The sequence below is a fragment of the Ensifer sp. LC163 genome, assembly GCF_001695855.1.
Classification (GTDB): Bacteria; Pseudomonadota; Alphaproteobacteria; order Rhizobiales; family Rhizobiaceae; genus Ensifer.
The window spans coordinates 300,536-317,323 of sequence record NZ_MBSS01000034.1 but is presented as its reverse complement, the minus strand read 5'-3'; the positions used below and the strand labels follow the sequence as shown (position 1 = coordinate 317,323).

The window sequence follows — 16,788 nt, the reverse complement described above, 5'->3', positions numbered from 1 at the left end:
AAAGAGGCGCCCCGATAGGGTCGCCCACAGGAGGATAGAGGAAACATGCCGGCCACCGACAAGACCGATCGCACAATGACGAGCGTCACCGCGCAGGAAGCACTCGATTTTCACTCGCAGGGTCGTCCCGGAAAGCTGGAGATTTCCCCCACCAAGGCCATGGCCACGCAGCGCGACCTGTCGCTTGCCTATTCGCCCGGCGTTGCCGTACCGGTCAAGGCGATCGCCGACGACCCCGCCACCGCTTACGACTACACGACGCGCGGCAACATGGTCGCGGTCATTTCCAACGGCACCGCCATCCTCGGCCTCGGCAATCTCGGGGCGCTCGCCTCCAAGCCGGTCATGGAAGGCAAGGCGGTGCTGTTCAAGCGCTTTGCCGACGTCGACTCGATCGACCTTGAGGTCGACACCGAAAATGTCGACGAGTTCGTCAACTGCGTGCGCTTCCTCGGCCCCTCCTTCGGCGGCATCAATCTCGAGGACATCAAGGCACCGGACTGTTTCATCATCGAGCAGAAACTGCGCGAGGTCATGGACATTCCGGTGTTCCATGACGACCAGCACGGCACCGCGATCATCGCCGCTGCCGGCCTCATCAACGCGCTGGCGCTGACCGGCCGCGACTTCAAGACCACCAAGCTCGTCTGCAACGGTGCCGGGGCTGCGGCCATCGCCTGCATCGAACTCATCAAGGCGATGGGCTTCAACCCGGAAAACGTCATCCTGTGCGACACCAAGGGCGTGATCTTCCAGGGCCGCACCGAAGGCATGAACCAGTGGAAATCGGCGCATGCCGTCGAGACCGACCGGCGCACGCTTGCCGAAGCGCTCGACGGCGCCGACGTGGTCTTTGGCCTTTCTGCCAAGGGCGCGCTGTCCGAGGACATGGTCCGCTCGATGGCGCCGCGGCCGATCATCTTCGCCATGGCCAACCCGGACCCGGAAATCACCCCTGAGGAGGTCGCCCGCATCCGTGACGACGCAATCGTCGCGACCGGCCGTTCGGACTACCCGAACCAGGTCAACAACGTGCTCGGCTTCCCCTACATCTTCCGCGGCGCGCTCGACGTGCGCGCCTCGACGATCAACGATGCGATGAAGATCGCCGCGGCAGAAGCGCTCGCAAGCCTTGCCAAGGAAGACGTGCCGGACGATGTCGCGGCGGCCTACCAGGGCAACCGGCCGCGCTTCGGGGCGCAGTACATCATCCCGGTTCCCTTCGATCCGCGGCTGATCTCGGCGATCCCGATGGCTGTCGCCAAGGCGGCGATGGAAACCGGCGTCGCGCGCAAGCCGATCACCGATCTCGAAGCCTATGGCCGCCAGCTCTCCGCCCGCCGCGACCCGATCGCCTCGACCCTGCAGCGGATCTATGAGCGCGTGCGGCGCCAGCCGAAGCGCATCGTCTTTGCCGAAGGCGAAGAAGTGCAGGTCATGCGCTCGGCGATCTCCTATGCCAACCAGCAGCTCGGCACCGCGATCCTGCTCGGCCGCGAGGAGCGGATGCGCGACACAGCGGAGCGCGAGGGCATCGATCTCGACCGCCCCGGCATCCAGATCGTCAACGCCCGGCTTTCCAAGCGGGTCGGCGCCTATACCGACTATCTCTACGCAAGGCTGCAGCGAAAGGGCTACCTGTTCCGCGATGCCCAGCGCCTGATCAACAACGACCGCAACCACTTCGCCGCCTGCATGGTCGCGCTTGGGGATGCCGACGGCATGGTCACGGGCATCACCCGCAACTATTCGACGGCGCTCGAGGACGTGCGCCGCTGCATCGATCCGAAGCCGGGCCACCGGGTCATCGGCGTGTCAATCGCGCTCTGCCGCGGCCGCACCGTGCTGGTGGCCGACACGGCCGTACACGACATGCCGTCTTCCGAAGAACTCGCCGATATCGCCGAGGAAGCAGCCGGTCTCGCCAAGCGCCTCGGCTACGTGCCGCGGGTGGCGATGCTGGCCTATTCGACCTTCGGCCACCCCTCGGGCGAACGCTCCGAGCGGGTCCGCGAGGCGGTCAACATTCTCGACAAGCGCCGCGTCGACTTCGAATATGACGGCGAGATGGCCGCCGACGTGGCGCTCAATTCGCGGGTAATGGAACAGTATCCGTTCTGCCGGCTTTCGGGCACGGCCAACGTGCTCGTCATGCCGGCGTTCCACTCCGCGTCGATCTCGACCAAGATGCTGCAGGAGCTCGGCGGCTCGACCGTTATCGGGCCACTGCTCGTCGGCTTCGACAAATCGGTGCAGATCGTTTCGATGTCGGCGAAGGATTCCGACATCGTCAACATGGCGGCAATCGCCGCCTACAACGCCGGAATGTAAATTCGGCAGCCGCTGTCCGATTTCGGGACACACCCTGCTCCATCGGCGAACAGGGTGTGTCGAGTCGATGCAGAAACCGCATGGATCTGCGCACAAAAGAAGAGCTCGACACCCTTGGGAAAGGGGGCGAGCTCAATACACAATGGAAGAATTACTTCCACTGCGATGAAAACAATATGGAGATAGAGCGCAATATACGCCAATCTCATATGAAGCTGGCGGTTCTCTCCGTTATTTATTCTACTCTTTCGTCATGAAACCAAAATACTTCTTGGCAAGACTATCCGCTCTTTCAGGATCGAAAGTCAAACCCATCCTTAATATCTGGTTAACTGCGTCGAGCGCCTGTCAGGATACCGATGTGGCAAACCGCCCGGCATCCGCACCGTAGTAATTGAGGTAGCGGCCGGAGATATTGCTGATCGGCAGAACGATGAGAACGTCGGTGGTGCGGAATGCATGGTCGACCACGGCGCCGTCGCCGACCATGGCCCCGAGACGCATGTAGCCCTTGATCAGCGGCGGCAAGGCAGCCAGCGCCTTCTTCGGATTGATGGCCTCGACCGGCATCATGTCCATGGTCCGGTGCAGTTCGGGGCGGGCGCTGACGGCCCATTCGTCGCGCGCCCGGATATTGTGGTGAAGGAAGGAAAGCGCCAGCGCATGCTCGGCCGGCACGACGCCCGGGAACGAGCCGCAGCCAAACATGGCATCGACGCCGTATCTGAGCGCGTAGGCCCAGTTGCCCTGCCAAAGCAGCTCCACCGTGCGCTTCGTGCGGTAATCCGGCAGCACGCAGGAGCGACCGAGCTCCATGAAGCGCTTGCTCGGATGGCGGGAAAGAAGTGCGCCGACATCGAATTCCGAAGCGGAGTAGAAGCCGCCGGCGCGCTCGGCCACATCCTGGCGCAGCAGGCGATAGGTGCCGACGATCTGGTCCTCCGGATCACCCTCGATCGCCGTGTCCAGCACAAGCAGATGGTCGCAGATCGCATCCCAGCTGTCGACATCGCGCTTGCGGCGATCAAGGTCAGGGCCGACCTGCGCCTGCATTTCCTCGACGAAGACCTTGTAACGCACCGCCTGCGCCGCATCGATCTCCGATGCGGTGCGTGCAAGCCGGGTCTCAAGATTGGCTATTCGGCCGAGAACGTCGGTCGCCGGAGCGGTCATTGTCTTGCCGACGCAAGCCTGAGAAGTGTCTACCACGCTCGTCGAATCCAGAAGCTCGATCGTCATCCGCGTCATCCCGAATCATTCATATCTGCCGGGCTTAGACCACGTTTCTGCAACAACATAGTGACATGAAAACGGCATACAACCCCTGCTCTGGCGTTGACACCGTTACGACTTGAGCGCTTAGCGTATCTCAAGCAGGCGGCCGATTTCCGCCATCAGCCGCTGCGGATCGGCCGGCTTCGGCAACACGACATCAGCACCGGCCGCGACGAGCCTGTCTTTGATCTCCAGGCGCGCATCCGATGTCAGCACGACCACCGGAAGACGTCGTTCCGATCCCCTCGCCTCGTTCTCACGCAGGCGTTTCAGCATCGAAAATCCGTCGCCGCCCGGCATGTTGAGATCGGTGACGATCAGTTCCGGTATCGGCTGGGCCTGATCGCCGGCCCCGGAAAGGATCTGATCGACGGCGCCAAAATCGGTCACCAACCGGACGGTCTGTCCCGCGCGCTCCAAGACGGTGCGTACGATCAGCGCATTCACCGGATCGTCCTCCGCCAACAGGATGCCGCGCGGGCTCGACTTGACCGGAGCAATCGTCGGCTCTTCGCGAAGGATCGGCCGGTTGTCATTGATGGCGTCGCGCTTCTCGATGCCCTTCAATCGCCCCAGCAGCACTTCGACCAGCGACTTCTCGCGCAAGGGGCGGATCAGCCAGGCCTCGTAACCGTCCATCTGGTCGACCGGATGGGTGTTCCGCTCCTCCGGGTTGATCAGATAGGTCCGGCGGACGTCGAGGCGGGCGACGGCCGGCTGCAGGGCGAGAAGCTGCTTGAACTGGTCGGCGTGGCGATGGTCCACAATGATGTCGGTCAATGGCGCACCGCCGGAGAGAACATCCGAGATGACATTCTGCGCGGCCGCCAGCGTCGTTGCCCGGTGGCAGCGTCCGCCGAGCGTGGCGATGGTGGCAGAGAGCGCTGCGGACGCCGGCCCATCCGGCGCCATCACCAGCACGTGCGATCGGGCGAGCCTCAGGCGTCGTTCCGGCGTTACCCGCTCGACTTCGGCAAGCGGCAGGCGAATCTCGAAGCGGCTGCCGCGGCCGGGCGCGCTCGACGCCGTCAGGCTGCCGCCGCAGGCCTGCATGATCCGGCGCGAGATCGCCAGTCCGAGCCCGGTGCCCTTGGCGCGCTGCTCGTCATTGCCGGCCTGCTCGAACTCGTCGAAGATGCGCTTCAGTTCGTCGCCCGACATGCCCGGACCGGTGTCGTCGATGAGGATGCGCACACAATCCTCGATGATGTCGGCACTGACGAAGACGCCGCCTACCTCCGTGAACTTCACCGCATTGCCGATGACATTGAATAGCACCTGGCGCAGGCGCGCCGCGTCGAACTCCATCAACGCCGGCACGTCGGCCGTCACGGTTGCCCCGATCTCGATGCCCTTCTCATGCGCGCGATTGGAGAGCATCTCGACGACGCTCTCGATGACGCCGCGCGGATCCTGTCGCGAAGGACGGAACTGGAACCGCCCGGCCGACAGCGACGAGAAATCGATCAGGTCCTCGACAAGCTGTACCAGGGCATGGCCGGATTGCTGCATGCCGGCCAGATAGTTCTTCTGCTCGCTCGACAGCCGGGTCTGGCCGAGCAGGTGGCTCATGCCGAGAATGCCGGAAAGCGGTGTGCGGATCTCATGGCTGACGGTTGCGAGCAAGCGCGATTTCGCCTGGCTTGCCTCTTCGGCGCGGCGCCGCGCGTCTTCGCGTTCACGCGCGGCACGGGCCTCCTCCGTCACGTCGCGCGCGATGCTGTGGCGCATCAGTCGTCCGCTGGCCGGATCCCGGGCGATGACGTCGTGCCAATCGTAGAGGCGGAGGCCCTCGGGCGCGGTGATCCGCACGAGGTAGTGATTGGGTTCGATCTTCGGCTCAAAGTTCAGGCCGATGGCGGCGCAGGTGAGCCCCCTGGCATCGTCGAGGCCGCAGGCCCGATGAAAGGCCGCATTGGCATGGACAATCTTGCCATCCATGCCACGCATGATCGCAAGGTCTCCGAGCGCATCATGAATGGTCGAAAGCAGGGTCGAGGTTTCCAGGCGATCCCAGTCGCCGTCCTGCCTGGCTTCCACGCTCAGCCTGTCGCCGTCGACCGCCCTGATGCCATCGGCAATCAGGAGCAGCACGCCCGCAAGGCCGGCCGCCGCAACCGCCGCGGAAAACAGGTAGAGACCGGCGGCAATACCGAGCGCAAGCACGAGGCCGGAGGCGATTACGCCGAGAGATGCCAGCGACAGGCGGCGCAAGGAGTATGCCGACACCGCGGGCTTCGACATCGCCGTTGTGCCATCCGCCATGCCGGCGACAGGTATCGCACCACTGGCTCGGGCTCCCGCACCGAAACCGGATTCGATCTGCTCTAGCAATCGTGACGGCTCGCTCATGCCATCCGGGCTAACATGGCAAGCGTTCCGAATGGCTTCAGCGCATCGATAAAATCTTAAGCGTCGGCCTTTTTCGCCTGCAAAAGCTCGTCGAGAATTATCGCGCCGGCGCCAACGGTGATGAAACTGTCGGCCAGGTTGAAGACGGCGAAGGACCACGTCTGCGTATGGAAGAGGATGTAGTCGATGACGTAACCGAAGATCAGCCGGTCGACGAGGTTGCCGAGCGCGCCGGCTATGATCAAGGCATAGCCGAAATGCGCGAAGAACCTGTCCTTCGGCGTACGCCGCCATAGCCACAGAACGAAGGCAACGACGACAAGGCGCATGCCGACGATGAACCAGCCTTCCATGCCCGACAGCATCGAGAAGGCAACGCCGTAATTATAGGTGCGGTAGAGCGCCAGCATCGGCACGACAGCAACCGCTTCATTGAACGGTAGATAGGCTTCGACCAGGTACTTGATCAGTTGGTCGGCGGCGAGCGCGAGGACGATGAACACCGCGATCGGCAGCGGCCGGGAAAACAACACCTGCTTTTCGGTCATGCGCCGGCATCCAGCGCCAGCAGATGGCGTCGCGCCTCAAACAGCATGATGCCGGTGGCGATCGCCAGATTGAGGGAATCGGCGCGGCCTGCCTGCGGAATGCGGGCAAGCGCTCCGGCTTCACGGGCAAGCTCTTCGGGAAGGCCGGCCTGCTCGTTACCCATCAGAAGCACGACCGGCTTCGACTTGTAGTCGATCGTCCGGTAGTCGACCGAACCGGCCAGATGCGTGGCCACGACCTTGACGCCGGCCTGCTTCTGCCATTTGACGAAATCGTCGGCGCTGGCGCGCACGACCGGCATGGCGAAAACCGAACCCATGGTCGCACGCACCGTCTCGAGCGAGAACGGATCCGTGGTTTCGCCGACGAGAATGATGCCGGAGGCACCGGCCGCGTCAGCCGTGCGGATGATCGTGCCGAGATTGCCCGGATCGCGCACGCGATCGAGCGCCACATAGGTCTCGCCGAGCTGCGGGCGGATCTCCTTCAGCGCCCGATAGCGCTGTTCGAAGATGCCGACGACCATCTGCGGATTATCTCGCCGGGTGATCGTCGAAAGCACCTTTTCGCTGACTTCCAGCACCAGTCCGCCGCGGGCAAAGGTCTTTGCCGCCACCTGCTCCACATGCGGCTTGCCCTTGGCTGCCTTGGCGTAGATCAGCGTCTTGATCTTCCAGCCGAGATCGAGCGCATCGATCACCAGCTTCAAGCCTTCGGCCATGAAGGACCGTGTCTCGTCGCGGTGCTTCTTCTGCGCCAGCAACTTGATGTCCTTGATGATCGGATTGGTGAGGCTGGTGACTTCCTTCACCTGCCCGACCCGGCCTGCGCCGTGTTCGCTTCTGTCATTGCTCATTGCGGCACCCAGCGGCTGAAGAGAGATGTCGAAAGCGCCCTTCCCGGCTCCCTGCCGTCAAGGCCGCCTTCGCGGATGATGAGTTCGCCCGATTCCACCCGGCCACCGCGGCCGCGCATCGTCTCGCGCATCAGTTCATGGATCGAATAGAAGCTGGCACGGATCGAATAGGCCGTCAGCACCAGGCCCCGTGCCTCGGGCGACAGGATTTCGCGGCAGATGTCGAGCATCGCGGCCAGGTGATCGAAAAGCTGCCAGACCTCGCCGTTCGGGCCGCGTCCGAACTTCGGCGGATCGGTCAGGATGATGTCATAGCGGCTGCCGCGACGTTCCTCGCGCTGGATGAACTTCATGGCGTCGTCGCAGATCCAGCGGATCGGCAGTTTTTCCGCGCGCGCCAACGCCTGGTTTTCCCGGGCCCAGCCGATCGCCTTCTTCGAGGCGTCGACATGCGTGACCTCGGCGCCGGCCTTGGCCGCGATCAGCGAGGCGACCCCGGTGTAACCGAAGAGGTTGAGGACCTTCAGGGGGCGGCGGGACGCCTCCACCTGATCCTTCACCCAGCTCCAGTGGGCAAGCTGCTCGGGGAACACGCCGACATGGCGGAAGGAGGTGAAACGGCCGTGGAAGTCCGTCCCCAGAAGCTGCATCGGCCAGGTCTCGCCAAGAACGGCACCGGGAAAGCGCCAGCGTCCCATGCCGTCCTCGTCGGTATCGCCGGTGAAGATCGCGTCGGCGTTCTCCCAGACGCTGTCGGGCAAGTTTCGCGGCCAGAGCGCCTGCGCCTCAGGGCGCACGATGCGATAGGGTCCGTACTGCTCGAGCTTTTCGCCGGCACCGCTGTCGATCAGATGATATCCGGAAACGCCTGAAGTCTCGAGAATGAGCGGGACGCGTTCGCCCGGCTTGTCGCCGGAGCGCCGCGGGATGACACGAACCGGAGCCTCGCTTTCGGGTTGCACGCGTGGGGCCTTCTCGCGCGGCACTGCAGCTCTCGCCGTCGCCTGGCCGGCGGCGCGTTCTTTGAATTCGCCTGACTTGGCAAAAGGCGGACGCTTCTTTTCATGGCGGCCACCGCCGCGCGCCTCGGCTCCACGGCCCTTAGCCGTCGTCACGGAGGCATTCTTCGACCGCCGATCCTTTTCCTTCACGCTGAGATCCCTGGGCTTAGTTTTGTCACGAGGCGCCCGCCCTCCCCGAATATCGGATATGAATGAGCCGGCACCATGAGGTATGCCGCCGCACCCCGGATTTCGAGGCGTGGCGTCTTCTGTTGGTGCAAATAGCACCGCTCATGCTCTTGGCAAAGCCGTTTCCGATTTGCCAAGATCAGTGCGGGAGCGACACTGGCAAAATTGCATCGGTCGGAAGTGACTTCAGAATAAAATTATGCAGTCAGTTTAAAGTGTTACATCGACCGTTGCGCGTCCAGGTCGACGCGCGGCACCGTCAAGGGGAGGAATGCGCATGGACATGACCGGCGAAGAACGCATCTCGGCACCGCGCGATGCCGTTTGGCGTGGTCTCAACGACCCGGAAATCTTGAAGCGATGCATCCCGGGCTGTCAGTCGATCGAGATGAAATCTCCGACCGAGCTTTCGGCCGTGGTCAAGATCAAGATCGGCCCGGTCTCGGCCTCGTTTACCGGCGACGTCATCCTGTCGAACCTCAATCCGCCCGAGAGCTACACGATCTCCGGAGAGGGCAAGGGCGGCATTGCCGGATTTGCCAAGGGCGGTGCGGATGTATCCCTGGTCGACGACGGTGCGGAGACCGTGCTGCGCTACGACGTCAAGGCGCAGATCGGTGGAAAGCTGGCGCAGCTCGGCTCGCGGCTGATCGATTCGACCGCCAAGAAGCTGGCGCAGCAGTTCTTTACGGATTTCGGCGCCGCCGTCGGCGGCCCGGCGGAAGCGGCCGGCTGAAGAGCATAGCCGCCCTGGCCTTCAGTTAGAGCGTTTCCAGCCTACACAAAGCCACAGAAACGCTCTATCTCTTTGTTTCTACGCATTTCCTGACGGAAAACCGCTTCACACTTTTCTTGGAAATGCTTTAGTTCTGCGGAGCGGTGAGTGTTGCCTGAGTGGCCAGCTTCTCCGCCTGGCTGCGGTGCTTTTCAGCTTCGCGGTGCCATTTCAGCGCCTCGGTCGCCTCACTGCGGGCGCGGCGACGGTATTTTCCCTGGCTGAACCAAGTGGCGGCGGCCCCGAGGATCAAACCAACGACAACCGCGAGAAACAGGAAAACAAAGAACGGCGCGCTGACGGACAGGACGCTGTCTTCGGGACGGAACGGATTGAGGGCCAACGTGACGCTCTGGCGATTGGCGACGCTGAGCACGATCAGGATGACGCCGACCGGAATGAGAACAACGATGTTGACCAGTTTCTTGAGCATTCAGCCGCTCCAGTTTTCCGGATCATCGCACAGGCCATGGCGGCGATGAGGACAATCCGGATTCATGACGATCGGGCGGGATGATCAGTCTTCATCGTCCCCGTTCATGCCCGGGTTCAGCCGCTCGCGCAACTCCTTGCCGGTCTTGAAGAACGGCACCCACTTTTCCTCGACGAAAACGGAATCGCCGGTGCGCGGGTTGCGACCGGAGCGCGACGGTCGGTTCTTGACCGAGAAAGCGCCAAAACCGCGCAGTTCGACACGGTTTCCGGCAGCCAGCGCGTCTGTGATCTCATCGAGCACCGCGTTGACGATGTTTTCGACGTCGCGGTGGTAGAGATGCGGATTGCGAGCTGCAACAATCTGCACCAGTTCTGACTTGATCACTATCGCCCCCTTAAATTCTTGTTTGTTTTGCTTTTTCGGTCTGCATTGTGATTGCCGCAAGAATATGGCCGACGCTCACCGGGCGCAGGCGGTCATGTCACGGATCAGGCTGGGCATATGCTGCCATCCTCATTGAGCATCAACCTGCCAAACCGAAACAAGACCGTCAAGAAACAACTTGTCACCCGCGATTTTTTCGAGGCCTTTCATGGCCGGAAAAGCGTCATATCCCAACATCTTGACCCACTCGGAGACGGCCGATCCGAGGCCGAAAGGCAGGGTGTGGCGCGGCGCCTCCCAATCAACCACAGGAAGGTCCTTCGACACTTTCTTGTCGGCGAGGAAGGTGCGGATCTCGTCATCGCCACCAAGCTTGTCGACAAGCTTGAGGCCCAGCGCCTGGCGGCCGGTGAAAATCCGCCCGTCGGCAAGCAGGAGCGCTTCGGCGCGCGGCAGCTTGCGGCGCTCGGCCACCAGATCGACGAACCAGCTGTAGCTGTCGTCGATCATCGCCTGGATCATCGCCTTGGCGTCATCGCTCGGCGGATGGAAGGGGGACGGCTCGGCCTTCAGCGGTTTGGACTTGATTGATTCCAGCGAAACGCCAAGCTTGTCCATCAGCTCCTTGACCTGGGGATACTGGAAGATGACGCCGATCGAGCCGGTGATCGAGCTTTCGCCGGCAATGATCGTATCGCCGGCAAGCGCGATCATGTAACCGGCTGAGGCGGCCAGCGTGCGCATATCAGAAACGACCGGCTTCTTGGCAGCGACCTTGCGGATCGCCTTGTAGATAACCTCGCCGCCATAGGTGGTGCCGCCGGGCGACGAGATAGTGACCACCAGCGCCTTGACGGCATCGTTATCCTCGATCCGCTGCAGCCGCTCCAGCAGCTCGCGATCGTCCTGGATCAATCCGGAGATCTTCACGCGGGCGACATGATCACGGGCGCGCCCTGCGGCATCGGCCCAACCCGACCAGGACAGGATGACCAGAGCCACGACTGCGAGCAGGCCGGCGACGATCCAGCGCCAGAAGCTCAGCTTCCTGCGCAGGCTGCGACGATCGGCGATGGCAAGTTCATCCATGTGGGTTCTCCCGAATTTGTTGGCGCAGCTCCTGTCAGTTTCCGATGGAACATGCTATCTGCGCGGCAAGCGGCATATTCAATAGACGCGGCCGGTCACGGTTAAAAGCCGTGACCGCCGTTTTCGTGTCTTCATCAAGTTTTTTGCGGCGCCATTGTGCAGCGGCAAAAAATATCCATATTTGCGACGACTTACACGAATGTATGTAAAATGCGGTTCTCGCGGGTCCGCGGGAAAGCAACGGAACCAACAGGTCTTCACATGCTAGATCATGCGCCAGCCCCCGGCTTCTTTGCCGATACGGGTGCGAGCTCGTCGGACGCCTATGCGCTCGCCGCGCGGCATTCGGCGCGCGTCAAACGGCTGAAGATCATCCTGCCTGTGGTCGCCGGTATCATCGCAGCAGTCTTTGCGGTCATTTCCTTCGTGCGCGCCTTCATGCCGGTCGATCTGCAACTCGATAGCGCAACGATCGAGGACGGCAAGATCGTCATGCAGAACCCTGCGATTGCCGGGCGCAACAAGCAGGGCATCAGCTATTCGATGAAGGCGCAGCGCGCGCTGCAGGATATCGCCAATCCCGATCTCATCACGCTGCAGACGATCCATGCGGAAATGCCGGTGAACGAAAAGCTGATCGCCACGGTGGATGCGACCAATGGCATCTACGACCGCGGCGCCAACACGCTCGATATGAACGCCCCGTTCACGATTACAATGAATAATGGCGTCAACGCCGACTTCCAGTCGGCCTATCTGGACATCAATGCCGGCGAAATGGAAACGAAACAACCGATTGCGATCAGCATGAAGGGCGGTTCGATCATTGCGCAGCGGCTGCGAATGACGGATAAGGGACGCATAGTAACATTTGAGGGCATGGTGAGGGTCAATCTCGAACCCACCGCCATTCGCAAGAACACGAATTAGGATCTGGTGCATCCATGTCGGTTAGACCCGCTATTTTTTTCAGGATTTCAGCCAGCCTGGCCGTTGCCGGCATCGGCGCATTGATGATTGTTTCGGGCGCTGCCGCCCAGGCCACATCGAGCAAGATGAAGGGCCTCGAATTGTCGAACGACAAGCCGATCCAGATCGAAAGCGACAAGCTTGAAATCAAGGATCCGGAAAGCAAGGCGATCTTCACCGGCAACGTCAAGGTCGTGCAAGGCACGACGACGCTCCAGGCCGGCAGCATGACGGTCTTCTACAAGTCAGGCGCCGGCTCGGTTTCGAGCGGCGACGCCGACATCGACCGCATCGAAGTCAGCCAGCGCGTCTTCCTCAGCTCCGGCACCCAGCAGGCGACCGCCGACAGCGGCGAGTTCGACATGACCAAGCAGACCTTCGTGCTGAAGGGCGACAAGGTCGTTCTGTCGGAAGGCAAGAACGTGTTCGTCGGCTGCCAGTTGAATGTGCAGATGAACACGGGCGAAGCGCAGCTCGAAGCCTGTGGCGGTCGGGTGCAGATCCAGCTCGACCCGAAGTCGCAGAAAAAGAACTGACGTAGACCCGCTCGTGCAACTCCCCTTCCTTCACAAGCGCAAGCGCGTCCGCAAGCCGTCGGCGGCCACACCTGCCGCAGCCGGTCACGCGGTCGACAAGGCGCGCTATGACGGCACGCTGATCGCCCGCGGCCTTACCAAGGCCTACCGTGAGCGGCGTGTGGTCAACGGCGTGTCGCTGGTCGTTCGCCGGGGCGAAGCCGTTGGCCTGCTCGGACCGAACGGCGCCGGCAAGACCACCTGCTTCTACATGATCACCGGCCTGGTGCCGGTCGACGAAGGCTCGATCGAGATCAACGGCAACGACGTGACGACGATGCCGATGTATCGCCGTGCCCGCCTCGGCGTCGGATACCTGCCGCAGGAAGCCTCGATCTTTCGTGGCCTGACGGTGGAAGAAAACATCCGCGCCGTGCTCGAAGTGCACGACAAGAACCTCGAACGGCGCGAGAGCAAGCTCAACGACCTGCTCGGCGAGTTCAACATCACGCACCTGCGCAAATCGCCGGCGATTGCCCTTTCCGGCGGCGAGCGGCGACGTCTCGAAATTGCCCGTGCGCTTGCCACCGACCCGACCTTCATGCTGCTCGACGAGCCCTTTGCCGGCGTCGACCCCATTTCCGTCGCCGACATTCAGGCACTGGTGCGGCACCTGACGTCCCGCGGCATCGGCGTACTCATCACCGACCACAACGTGCGCGAGACCCTCGGCCTGATCGACCGGGCCTATATCATCCATGCCGGCGAGGTGCTGACCCACGGCCGCGCCAACGATATCGTGACCAATCCGGACGTGCGCCGGCTCTATCTCGGCGATAATTTCAGCCTTTGACGCGATCCGCGGGCGAATCCGGCACCTCGCCCCGCGGTCGCGCTTGACCAAACCCCTGCAATAAGCAATTTTTGGGCCAAATGAAAAACCGGCCCGTGCAATGACGCGACCGGTGGAGATCTCATCGGGAGTTTGACGTCCGCATGGCATTGTCGGCCAGCCTTCATCTGCGCCAGTCACAGTCGCTGGTCATGACCCCGCAGCTGATGCAATCGATTCAGCTGCTGCAGATGACGCATCTCGAACTCAATCAGTTCATCGCGCAGGAAGTCGAGAAGAATCCGCTGCTCGAGCTTCACGGCAATGACGACGAGTTCGGTGCGAGCTCCGAGGACGGCAGCCGCGACGAAGCGGGACAAACATCCGGTGAAGACTTGGGCGGAACGGATGACACGCCCGGCCAGCGCGATCTCTACGACAACGCCATGGCGACCGGCGGCGAGCGGCTCAACGAACAGCTCGATGCGGATTTCGGCAATGTCTACCAGGACGACACGGCGCCGCAACGCGCCGACGCGCCGGAGCTGCTCGGCCAATGGAAATCGATGCCGGGCAGCGGCGAAGGCGGCGACTACGATTTCGATGACTTCGTTGCCGGCCGCAAGAGCCTGCGCGAGACGCTTCTGGAGCAATTGCCCTTTGCGCTGACGGCCGCATCCGACCGGCTGATTGCCCAGAACCTGATCGACCAGCTCGATGAGGCAGGCTATCTTCACGCCGATCTGGACGAGGTCGCCGAACGCCTCGGCGCATCCGGTGCCGACGTTACGCGCGTCCTGCTCACCCTGCAGCAGTTCGATCCGCCGGGCGTCTTTGCACGCACCCTCAGCGAATGTCTTGCCATTCAACTGCGCCTTCGCGATCGCCTCGATCCGGCGATGGAGGCCCTCGTCGCCAATCTCGAGCTGCTGGCGCGGCGCGATTTCGCCAGCCTCAAGAAGATCTGCGGCGTCGACGAAGAAGACCTGATCGACATGCTCGCCGAGATCCGCAAGCTCGACCCGAAACCGGGAACGAGCTTCGAGACCAGCGTCAGCGAGGCGATCGTTCCCGATATCGTCGTGCGGGCGGCGCCTGACGGAACCTGGCTCATCGAGCTCAACCCCGACGCCCTGCCGCGCGTCCTCGTCAATCAGGCCTATTTCACCACGGTGTCACGCGGCACCGAGAAGAACAGCGCCGACCAGGCGTTTCTCAACGAATGCCTGCAGAACGCCAACTGGCTGACCCGCAGCCTTGATCAGCGCGCCAGGACGATCATGAAGGTCGCGACCGAAATCGTTCGCCAGCAGGACGCCTTCCTCGTCCATGGCGTCGGGCATCTGCGGCCGCTGAACCTGAAAACCGTTGCCGATGCGATCAAGATGCACGAGTCGACGGTGAGCCGCGTCACCTCGAACAAGTACATGCTGACCCCGCGCGGGCTGTTTGAACTGAAGTATTTCTTCACCGTTTCGATCGGTTCGGCCGAGGGCGGCGACAGCCATTCCGCCGAGTCCGTGCGTCATCGCATCCGCACGATGATCCAGCAGGAAAGGGCCGACGCGGTGCTTTCCGACGACGATATCGTCGACAGCCTCAAGCAGGCCGGCATCGATATCGCGCGGCGCACGGTAGCGAAATATCGCGAGGCGATGAACATCCCCTCCTCGGTGCAGCGACGCCGCGAAAAGCGGGCACTGGCCAAGGCATCGGGCTTCTAAAGCCTGTCGCGCAAAAATGTTCAGCGGTTTTGCGATAACGACATGCGAAGGAAAAAGAGCCAAAAGCGGCGCGTCAGATTAAGACACGTTAACTTTTTTGCGACCTGTGATTGACTCTCCGCGACGCAGGGGATATGAGCCCGCCGCAATTGCCGAGGACACGGTCTTCCTCGGGCGGCCGGCACGGCCGGTAGGTGCGACAGAGAGGTTCCTGCAAGCGTGAAAGGCTTGGATGACGGGACCGCTTGGAATAGACTGGCTACGCAAATCACGAACGAGAGAGGAAACTCCATGAGTGTGCGTGTATCCGGTAAACAGATGGAAATCGGCGATTCGTTCCGCGCCCGCATTGGCGACCAGATCGAGCAGGCCGTTACCAAATATTTCGACGGAGGATATTCAAGCCAGGTCACTGTGGAAAAGTCTGGGCCGCGCTTTAGCGCCGACTGCAAGCTTCATCTCGATACGGGCGTGGTTATGCAGGCGAGCGGACAGGCCAACGACCCTCAGGCTGCCTTTGACGCAGCGTCGGAGCGCATCGAAAAGCGCCTTCGCCGCTACAAGCGCAAGCTCAAGGACCACCACAACGGTAACGGTCAAGGTACCGAGGTGGCTTACACAGTGATGGACTCGGTGCCATTCGAGGATGACGAGGTCCCCGAGGATTACGCACCGACGATCGTCGCCGAAAGCTCGAAACAATTGAGGACGATGTCTGTCGCAGGCGCTGTGATGGCGCTCGACATGACGGATGAGCCCGTCCTCATGTTCCGGACTCCCGGCAAGGCAGAGCTGAATATCGTCTACAGACGCAACGACGGAAATATTGGCTGGATTGACGCTGCCAATATCAAGGGATGAGTGGAAAAGGGGAGTGCCGGCGTGCCAGCGCTCCCTCCACTTGGATCAGCGGACAGGCCGGAAAATACGACTTTTCTGTGCATGGCACCCGCCAAGACAAAGATGGTTAGAGCCATTGCGACGCATTTGTGATGATGTTGTCCGGCTCTAACCGGCGAACGAGGACAAAAGAATGGCATTGGCAGGTTTACTGCACCAAAATGCGATCATCCCGGCCATGAGGGCCAACTCGAAAAAACAGCTCCTTCAGGAATTGGCGGCTAAAGCGGCAAAGATCACCGGGCTTCCGGAACGCGAAATCTTCGATGTCATCCTGCAGCGTGAACGGCTGGGCTCCACGGGCGTGGGCAATGGCATTGCCATCCCGCACGGCAAGCTGAACAACCTGCCTTCGATCATCGGGATCTTTGCGCGACTGGACACGCCGGTCGATTTCGAAGCCCTCGACGACCAGCCGGTTGATCTCGTCTTCCTGCTGCTCGCGCCCGAAGGCGCCGGCGCCGACCATCTCAAGGCATTGTCGCGCATCGCCCGCGTATTGCGCGACCACGACATGGTGGTAAAGATCCGATCGAGCGATTCCGCCAGCGCGATCTACACGCTGCTCAACGAGGACACGACCTCTCACGCCGCCTGAAGCGGCCCTCAAC

General features: G+C 61.9%; 17 protein-coding genes. 9 read left to right on the top strand and 8 right to left on the bottom strand.

Annotated features, from left to right (window positions below; genetic code table 11):
- The first annotated feature begins 45 nt into the window (after positions 1-45).
- Together BC360_RS24165 and BC360_RS32235 are read left to right on the top strand one after the other, a co-directional pair.
- Positions 46-2,331 (top strand): NADP-dependent malic enzyme, encoded by a 2,286-nt coding sequence (locus BC360_RS24165; protein ID WP_065797153.1) that lies wholly within the window; start codon positions 46-48, stop codon positions 2,329-2,331.
- An 80-nt stretch (positions 2,332-2,411) separates the two neighbouring features.
- A complete protein-coding gene (locus tag BC360_RS32235) occupies positions 2,412-2,588 on the top strand; it encodes a hypothetical protein (RefSeq protein ID WP_161491392.1) in 177 nt (58 codons plus the stop codon).
- A gap of 91 nt (positions 2,589-2,679) precedes the next feature.
- On the opposite strand, the gene BC360_RS24160 is transcribed toward BC360_RS32235, so the two are convergent.
- The 5 genes from BC360_RS24160 to BC360_RS24140 form a co-directional block, all read right to left on the bottom strand.
- On the bottom strand, positions 2,680-3,570 hold the full coding sequence (locus BC360_RS24160; protein ID WP_065797197.1) for a GNAT family N-acetyltransferase: 891 nt from the start codon (positions 3,568-3,570) through the stop codon (positions 2,680-2,682).
- 120 nt (positions 3,571-3,690) lie between these two features.
- Positions 3,691-5,958, bottom strand: a complete 2,268-nt coding sequence (locus tag BC360_RS24155) for a hybrid sensor histidine kinase/response regulator (RefSeq protein WP_065797152.1) — start codon at positions 5,956-5,958, stop codon at positions 3,691-3,693.
- 56 nt (positions 5,959-6,014) lie between these two features.
- Positions 6,015-6,506 carry a signal peptidase II gene (gene lspA / locus BC360_RS24150; RefSeq protein ID WP_065797151.1) on the bottom strand — a complete coding sequence of 164 codons (492 nt, stop codon included), beginning with the start codon at positions 6,504-6,506 and terminating at the stop codon, positions 6,015-6,017.
- Entirely contained in the window at positions 6,503-7,363 is an 861-nt protein-coding gene (locus tag BC360_RS24145) for a TrmH family RNA methyltransferase (protein WP_025425692.1), read from the bottom strand. Before BC360_RS24145 ends, lspA begins: the two co-directional genes overlap by 4 nt.
- Positions 7,360-8,514, bottom strand: coding sequence for a class I SAM-dependent rRNA methyltransferase (locus BC360_RS24140; protein WP_065797150.1), 1,155 nt, complete (start codon positions 8,512-8,514; stop codon positions 7,360-7,362). The genes BC360_RS24145 and BC360_RS24140 overlap by 4 nt, the downstream gene beginning before the upstream one ends.
- 316 nt (positions 8,515-8,830) lie before the next feature.
- Between BC360_RS24140 and BC360_RS24135 the strand changes: the two genes are divergently transcribed.
- A complete protein-coding gene (locus tag BC360_RS24135; RefSeq protein WP_065797149.1) occupies positions 8,831-9,289 on the top strand; it encodes an SRPBCC family protein in 459 nt (152 codons plus the stop codon).
- Between the two features lie 127 nt (positions 9,290-9,416).
- On the opposite strand, the gene BC360_RS24130 is transcribed toward BC360_RS24135, so the two are convergent.
- The 3 genes from BC360_RS24130 to sppA all read right to left on the bottom strand — a co-directional run bounded on the left by BC360_RS24130 (position 9,417) and on the right by sppA (position 11,237).
- A complete protein-coding gene (locus tag BC360_RS24130) occupies positions 9,417-9,761 on the bottom strand; it encodes a DUF1049 domain-containing protein (RefSeq protein ID WP_065797148.1) in 345 nt (114 codons plus the stop codon).
- An 84-nt stretch (positions 9,762-9,845) separates the two neighbouring features.
- The gene (locus BC360_RS24125) at positions 9,846-10,148 is read right to left on the bottom strand and encodes an integration host factor subunit beta (protein WP_025425688.1); all 303 of its coding nucleotides are present in this window, start codon (positions 10,146-10,148) and stop codon (positions 9,846-9,848) included.
- Between the two features lie 129 nt (positions 10,149-10,277).
- Positions 10,278-11,237 (bottom strand): signal peptide peptidase SppA, encoded by a 960-nt coding sequence (gene sppA, locus BC360_RS24120; protein ID WP_065797147.1) that lies wholly within the window; start codon positions 11,235-11,237, stop codon positions 10,278-10,280.
- Between the two features lie 261 nt (positions 11,238-11,498).
- Between sppA and lptC the strand changes: the two genes are divergently transcribed.
- From lptC to ptsN, 6 genes are all read left to right on the top strand, one after another.
- On the top strand, positions 11,499-12,167 hold the full coding sequence (gene lptC / locus BC360_RS24115) for an LPS export ABC transporter periplasmic protein LptC (RefSeq protein ID WP_065783264.1): 669 nt from the start codon (positions 11,499-11,501) through the stop codon (positions 12,165-12,167).
- A gap of 14 nt (positions 12,168-12,181) precedes the next feature.
- Entirely contained in the window at positions 12,182-12,742 is a 561-nt protein-coding gene (locus BC360_RS24110; protein WP_065783263.1) for an LptA/OstA family protein, read from the top strand.
- Between the two features lie 13 nt (positions 12,743-12,755).
- Positions 12,756-13,574, top strand: coding sequence for an LPS export ABC transporter ATP-binding protein (lptB, locus tag BC360_RS24105; protein WP_053248895.1), 819 nt, complete (start codon positions 12,756-12,758; stop codon positions 13,572-13,574).
- Between the two features lie 143 nt (positions 13,575-13,717).
- Positions 13,718-15,277, top strand: coding sequence for an RNA polymerase factor sigma-54 (gene rpoN, locus BC360_RS24100; RefSeq protein WP_065797146.1), 1,560 nt, complete (start codon positions 13,718-13,720; stop codon positions 15,275-15,277).
- Positions 15,278-15,568: 291 nt separating this feature from the next.
- Complete coding sequence (gene hpf / locus BC360_RS24095) at positions 15,569-16,138, top strand: ribosome hibernation-promoting factor, HPF/YfiA family (RefSeq protein ID WP_065783260.1); 570 nt, start codon at positions 15,569-15,571, stop codon at positions 16,136-16,138.
- A gap of 172 nt (positions 16,139-16,310) precedes the next feature.
- Positions 16,311-16,775: a PTS IIA-like nitrogen regulatory protein PtsN gene (gene ptsN / locus BC360_RS24090; RefSeq protein WP_053248898.1), complete on the top strand. Its 465-nt coding sequence runs from the start codon at positions 16,311-16,313 to the stop codon at positions 16,773-16,775.
- Positions 16,776-16,788 lie beyond the last annotated feature (13 nt).